The 6,444-nt window shown below is 72.7% G+C and carries 5 protein-coding genes; 2 read left to right on the forward strand and 3 right to left on the reverse strand.

What is annotated here, in order from left to right; all coding sequences use genetic code 11:
* Nucleotides 1-61: 61 nt before the first annotated feature.
* Nucleotides 62-1,381 (reverse strand): aminotransferase class I/II-fold pyridoxal phosphate-dependent enzyme, encoded by a 1,320-nt coding sequence (locus tag HHL19_RS26370; protein WP_169092820.1) that lies wholly within the window; start codon nucleotides 1,379-1,381, stop codon nucleotides 62-64.
* Between the two features lie 47 nt (nucleotides 1,382-1,428).
* Here HHL19_RS26370 and HHL19_RS26375 point away from each other — a divergent pair, with 47 nt between their 5' ends.
* Nucleotides 1,429-2,745, forward strand: coding sequence for an MFS transporter (locus tag HHL19_RS26375; RefSeq protein ID WP_346768602.1), 1,317 nt, complete (start codon nucleotides 1,429-1,431; stop codon nucleotides 2,743-2,745).
* Between the two features lie 36 nt (nucleotides 2,746-2,781).
* On the forward strand, nucleotides 2,782-3,678 hold the full coding sequence (locus HHL19_RS26380) for a hypothetical protein (RefSeq protein ID WP_169092821.1): 897 nt from the start codon (nucleotides 2,782-2,784) through the stop codon (nucleotides 3,676-3,678).
* 76 nt (nucleotides 3,679-3,754) lie between these two features.
* Here HHL19_RS26380 and ptsP read toward each other — a convergent pair whose 3' ends face one another.
* A complete protein-coding gene (ptsP, locus tag HHL19_RS26385) occupies nucleotides 3,755-5,425 on the reverse strand; it encodes a phosphoenolpyruvate--protein phosphotransferase (protein ID WP_169092822.1) in 1,671 nt (556 codons plus the stop codon).
* A gap of 81 nt (nucleotides 5,426-5,506) precedes the next feature.
* On the reverse strand, nucleotides 5,507-5,956 hold the full coding sequence (locus HHL19_RS26390; RefSeq protein WP_169092823.1) for a PTS glucose transporter subunit IIA: 450 nt from the start codon (nucleotides 5,954-5,956) through the stop codon (nucleotides 5,507-5,509).
* Nucleotides 5,957-6,444 lie beyond the last annotated feature (488 nt).

The raw sequence follows: 6,444 nt of genomic DNA on the forward strand, positions 1-6,444 counted from the left end.
CACGCGCGCGTGAGCCCGCCGCCCGGCCGTCTTCCGGCCCGGACGGCGGGCTCACGCCGTGTCAGCCCCCGTACGTCGCCTGGGTGTCCCCGAGCACCCGCGCGAAGTCCGCCGCCAGCCGCTCGGCGGCCTCCGGCAGCAGCACGGAGGCGGTGATCCGTACGGCGGGCGGCGTGGCGATCCGGAACCGGGCGCCCGCCGCCACCCACCACCCGTACGTCCGCAGTCCGTTGACGACGGCCGACTCGTCCCGCACCGGCACCCACACGTTCAGCCCGGCGGCCCCGACCGCGTGGATGCCACGGGCGCCGAGGGCGTCGACCAGCGCCCGCCGCCGCTCGGCGTACGCGGCCTCCCCGCGCGAGACGAGCCGCGCCACCTCCGGGTCGGAGAAGAGCCCGACGACGGTCTCCTGGAGCACATGGCTGACCCACCCGGAGGTCATCAGCATCCGGCCGTCGTGCCGGGCGAGCGTCACCGCGTCCCCCGTCACCCCGGCCCACCGCAGATCCACGCCCAGCCGCTTCGAGACCGTGCGCACCTGCGCCCACCGGGCGGGCCCCAGCGCGCTCACCGTCGGCGCGGCGGGCCCGTCGAGCTCGGCCAGGTAGTCGTCCTCGATCACCAGGACCTCGGGGAACTCCCGGAACAGCGCCCCCAGTTCGTCCCGCCGCGCGGGGGAGAGGGACGCCCCGGTGGGGCACTGCGCGCGCGGGCTGAGGACGACGGCCCGCACCCCGGCCCGCAGCGCCGTCCGCAGCGCGCCGGGCGCGAGCCCCTCGCCGTCGACGGCCACCGGCACGATCCGAAGTCCCAGCGCGGGCACCAGGTCGAGGAGGTGGTGGAAGCCGGGGTCCTCGACGGCTACCGCGTCCCCGGGTCGGAGCTCCACCGAGAGCAGCCGGGCGACGCAGTCGAGCGCCCCGTGCGCGAAGGTCACCCGCTCCGCGGGCACCCCGTCCCGCCGGAACCACGCCCGGGTCAGCTCCTCCAGCACGGCGAGCCGCGGCGCCGCCCGGTGCGAGCCGTAGACGGGCCGTACGTCGCCGGGCGGGTGGAGCACCGGCAGGAAGGCGGGGTCGGGTAGCCCGCTCGCGAGGTCCGTCAGCCCCTCCGGCATGCGCGGCGGCCGCCGGGACGCCACCGACGGCGCCTCCGCCACGACCGTGCCGCCCCGCCCGCGGGTCACCACGAGCCCCCGTCCGCGCAGTTCCTTGTACGCGGTCGCCACCGTGCCCGGGCTGACTCCCAGGTCGTCCGCGAGCGTCCGTACGGGAGGCAGCGCGTCGCCCGGGGCGAGTTCCCCTTCGGACACGCCGCGTTCGACGGACGCGGCGATCCCCTTGGCCGTCGTCCCCTGAATCGAATATTGTGTCACCACATTCAAAATTATGTACCAATACATAATTCGCGTCAAGGGGGGACCACGTGAGTCGGCCGTCGTCATGGCACCGCACCGCGCTCGACCGCATCCCGGGAGGCCGCGACGGCCGCCGCATGCTCGTCGTCAGCATCGTCGACAAGTCGGGCACCGGCCTCTGGGCCGGCTGCACCGCCCTCTACTTCACCTACGTCTCAGGGCTGAGCCTCGGCCAGGTCGGCCTGCTCATGACCGTCTCCGGCGGCGTCGGCATAGCCGGAGCGCCACTCGCCGGCGTCCTCGCCGACCGCTTCCCCCTCGTCCGCGTCATCGCCGCCACCCAACTCATGCGCGGAGCCACCCTCCTCGCCCTCCTCACCACCGACCACTTCCTCCTCCTCACCCTCTACTCCGCCCTCGGCGCGCTCCCCGACCGCGCTGGCAGCGTCCTCATCAAGCTGTACGCGGCCCGCCAGGCCGGCCCCGAACGCGCCCGCTACCAGGCCATCCAGCGCACCACCGTCAACATCGGCTGGTCCATCGGCGGCCTCGGCGCCGCCGGCGCTCTCGCCACCGGATCCACCCAGGCCTACACCTGGCTCCTCGTCGGCAACGTCCTCAGCTACCTCGCCATCACGGTCCTCACCCTCCGCTGCGCCGAACCGCCCACCCCCACCCCCACCCCCACCCCCGCCCCCACCCCCACCGCCGTCGGCGGCCGCACCCCACGCGACACCGTCCAGGACAAGCCCGCCGGCCCCTGGCGCGACCGCACCTTCCTCGGCTACACCGCCACCGACGCCGCCCTCTTCCTCGACGACACGATCCTCCAGGTCGCCGTCCCCCTCTGGATCGTCCACGCCACGGAGGCCCCCGTCGGCCTCGTCCCGCTCCTCCTCGTCCTCAACACCGTCCTCGTCGTCCTCTTCCAGGTCCCCCTTGCCCGCTTCGGCGCCACCCCCGCGGCCGCCCGCCTCCTCCTCGTCCCCCTCTCCGGACTCTTCGTCGTCGGCACCCTCGCCCTCGCCGCCTCCGCCGCCGGCGGCCGCACCCTCGCCGTCGCCGCGCTCGTCGTGGCCGTCGTCGCCCTCACGTTCGCCGAAATCGTCCACGCCACCGCCTCGTGGGAACTCTCCGTCACCCTGGCCTCCGCCGACGCCCAGGGCGCCTACCTCGGCGTCCACGGCCTCGCCCAGTCGAGCCAGCGCTTCGCCGGCCCGCTCCTCGTCACCGCCGTCATGACCGCCGGCCCCCTCGCCTGGCCCTTCCTCGGCCTCGCCCTCGCCGGTGCGGGCGCCGCCCAGCACCGCCTCGTCCGCGCCCGCGTCACCCACCCCACCAAACCGTCACTGTCAGTGCCGACGGTTACGGTGAGTGAGCACTGATCGACGTGATCAGACCGCCACATACGAGGGGGACCCATGACGACCACGACCACCACCCCGACCCGCCTCCGCCGCGCCCTGCGCCGCGAGATCCCCAGCACCGTCGGACTCCTCGCCGACGAGCAGGACTTCGCCGCCATGCGCCGCTACCGCACCTTCGCCTTCGACGACCACGGCACCTACCTCAAGGAGATCGAAGCCCTCCTCAAATCCCTCGCCCGCCAGGGCACCCACACCACGGTGGCCCTCTTCGACCCCGACGAATACGTCTCCTACTGCGCCGAGACCGGCCTCGACCCCGACCACCCCACCAGCCGCAGCCGCTTCACCGACCACCTGGCCACGACCGGCGCCCGCGTCACCTACACCGGACAACCCCTCACCACCCTCCTCCCCGAGCTCGTCGACACCGCCGTCCGCCGCGCCACCTGGGAGTACGCCACCACCGTCCTCGCCACCGCCGGAGACTGCGCCGACTGCGGCCTCGACCTCGGCCGCGACGCCTTCGACCGCGCCACCCGCCTGCTCCTCGCCCTCCTCGACGGCGCGGGACCCGGCACCCACCACCTCGTCTGCAGCGTCCCCGCCGCCGACGACCACCTGCTCGCCGTCCTCCACACCGCCCGCGACGACCACGGCACCAACCACCACGACCCCACCTCCGCCACCGAGTTCACCGCCGTCCTCGCCGCCGGCATCACCCTCGCCGCAGCGGGCGGCCTCGTCCTGCGCGCCACCCGACCCGGGCTCCCCGACCGCCTCCACGGCTGGCGCCTCGCCGACGGCACCCTCGCCCCGCTCACCGAGGCCGAGGTCTTCGCCGCCTACTGCACCGACGCCCGCACCGGCGAACCCCTTCCGCCGGAGCACGGCGTCGACCACCGCGCCGGCTTCCCCCTCGCCCCCGACCCCGACACCCACCACCACCCCTGACCCCGGACACGACGAAGGGGCTCCCCGCCACCAGGTGACGGGAAGCCCCTCCGAACCACGCGCTACGACTCCGGGATCACTCCCCGGACAGCACCGCCTGCGCGGCCAGCCGCGCCTCGTGCGCCGTGTCCGCGGCCCGAGCCGCGGCCGCCGCCCGCTCGCACTGCGCGAGCGTGTACTTCGCCAGCGTCGCCCGCACGTACGGGATCGACGCCGCGCCCATCGACAGGGAGGTGACACCCAGACCGGTCAGCACACACGCGAGCAGCGGATCCGAGGCGGCCTCGCCACAGACACCACAGCTCTTGCCCTCGGCCTTGGCCGCCTCGGCGGACATCGCCACCAGGTCGAGCAGCGCCGGCTGCCACGGGTCCTGCAGCCGGGACACCGCACCCACCTGACGGTCGGCGGCGAAGGTGTACTGGGCCAGGTCGTTGGTGCCCAGCGACAGGAACTCGACCTCCTGCAGGATCGAGCGGGCCCGGAGCGCGGCGGACGGAATCTCCACCATCGCGCCGAACTTCGCCCGGAGCCCCGCCTCGCGGCACGCGTCGGCGAAGGCCTTCGCGTCCGTCCGGTCGGCCACCATCGGCGCCATGACCTCCAGGTACACGGGCAGACCCTCGGAGGCCTTCGCCAGCGCGGTCAGCTGCGTCCGCAGCACCTCCGGGTGGTCGAGCAGCGACCGCAGCCCGCGCACGCCGAGCGCCGGGTTCGGCTCGTCGACCGGCGTCAGGAAGTCGAGCGGCTTGTCGGCGCCGGCGTCCAGCACCCGCACGACCACACGGCCCTCGGGGAAGGCCTCCAGGACCTTCCGGTACGCCTCGATCTGCTTCTCCTCGGACGGGGCCTTCTGGCTGTCGTCCAGGAAGAGGAACTCGGTACGGAACAGACCGACGCCCTCGGCGCCCGCCTCCACCGCGGCCGGCACGTCCGCCGGGCCACCGACGTTGGCGAGCAGCGGCACCTTGTGCCCGTCCGAGGTGGCACCCGGGCCACTGGACGCGGACAGCGCCGCCTTCCGCTCCTCGGCGGCCCTGGTCAGCGCCGCCTTCTTCTCCTCGCTCGGGTCCACGAAGATCTCACCGGTGGAACCGTCCACCGCGATCTCCGTGCCCTCCGACAGCTCACCGGCACCGGGCAGAGCCACCACGGCCGGCACACCCAGGGCACGCGCCAGGATGGCGCTGTGGCTGGTCGGCCCGCCCTCCTCGGTCACGAATCCGAGCACGAGCGCCGGGTCGAGCAGCGCGGTGTCGGCCGGCGCCAGGTCCCGCGCGATGAGCACGTACGGCTCGTCGCTGTCCGGAACACCCGGCATCGGCACCCCGAGCAGCCGCGCCACGATCCGGTTCCGTACGTCGTCCAGGTCGGCGACCCGGCCCGCCATGTACTCACCGGCACCCGCGAGCAGCTCGCGGTAGTGCGAGAAGGCGTCGTAGATACCGCGCTCGGCCGTGCTCCCGACCGCGATCCTGCGGTCGACATCGGCGATGAGCTCCGGGTCCTGGGCGATCATCGCCTGGGCCTCGAGGACCGCCTGGGCCTCGCCGCCGGCCAGATTGCCGCGCGCGATCAGGTCCGCGGCCACGGCCTCCACCGCCTGGCGGGCGCGCCCCTGTTCGCGCTCCGCGTCCTCGGCGGGAATCTGCTTGGCGGGCGGTTCGAGAACCGCCGTACCCATGTGCCGTACCTGGCCGATCGCCACTCCGTGGCTGACCCCGACGCCTCGCAGCGTTGTCTCCATCTCACCCGTCTCCGATTGAGCGGCGGCCGAAGCCACCGCGTTGAATGTCGTACTCGCGGCCGTCCGGACGACGGACCGGACTCAGCTCCAGTCGAAGAGCTGGTCGCCGGCCTTCACGTCGCCGTCCTCACGGACGTTGGACAGCGAGTCGGCCGTGGCCTCAAGGGCGACGACGGGACAGATGGGGGACTTGCCGGCGGCCTCGACGTCGGCGGGGTTCCACCGCACGACGGCCTGGCCGCACTCCACGGTGTCCCCCTTGTTCACGAGCAGCTCGAAACCCTCGCCGTTGAGCTGGACGGTGTCGATGCCGAGGTGCGTCAGCACCCCGTGCCCCTCGCCGTCCACGACGACGAAGGCGTGCGGGTGCATGGAGACGACGACCCCGTCGATGGGGGAGACCGCCTCGGAGGGCTCACGTACGGGATCGATGGCGGTGCCGGGCCCGACCATGGCACCGGAGAAGACCGGGTCGGGAACGTTGGCGAGACCGATGGCGCGTCCAGCGAGTGGCGACGTCACGGTTGACATGGGAAGCCTCCCAGGGGCGGAGATCGTGTGGCGCCGCCACACCTGTCCTGGGCGGCGCGTACTGTTCAGAAGCGTAAGTCATAAGAAGTCCCGGTTCCGCACGAGACGTACCAGTTGGCGGACCTAGGGACTACCGGAAACGATTTGCCTCTACTGACGGTGGGATGTACTGTCGTACTCCTGCCTGACCCCAACGCGGCTTTGAGTCGCGGTCGGCAGCACCAATCAAGCCAGATCCTAACCCCAGTGGTCTACACCTCTGCCTGCTCCGGTTCATCCGGTGAACGCGGAGGGGTGGTCAGGGGGACGGAGAAAGCCTGGTAATGTTTGACCCCGCCGGAAGGCCCCGGGAAATTCAATTTCGGGACCGGAAAGCACCGAGGAAATCGGATCGGAAAGATCTGATAGAGTCGGAAACGAAGGAAGCGCCCGGAGGGCCTGGAAACAGGAACGAAGGAAGCGTCCGCACCTTGAGAACTCAACAGCGT

It is taken from the genome of Streptomyces sp. R302 (genome assembly GCF_012927245.1).
Taxonomy (GTDB): Bacteria; Actinomycetota; Actinomycetes; order Streptomycetales; family Streptomycetaceae; genus Streptomyces.

Bases quoted from the DNA above. Each gene is read 5' to 3' on its own strand.
- HHL19_RS26380 (WP_169092821.1), top strand. From the start codon at position 2,782: ATGACGACCACGACCACCACCCCGACCCGCCTCCGCCGCGCCCTGCGC.
- ptsP (WP_169092822.1), bottom strand. From the start codon at position 5,425: ATGGAGACAACGCTGCGAGGCGTCGGGGTCAGCCACGGAGTGGCGATC.
- HHL19_RS26390 (WP_169092823.1), bottom strand. From the start codon at position 5,956: ATGTCAACCGTGACGTCGCCACTCGCTGGACGCGCCATCGGTCTCGCC.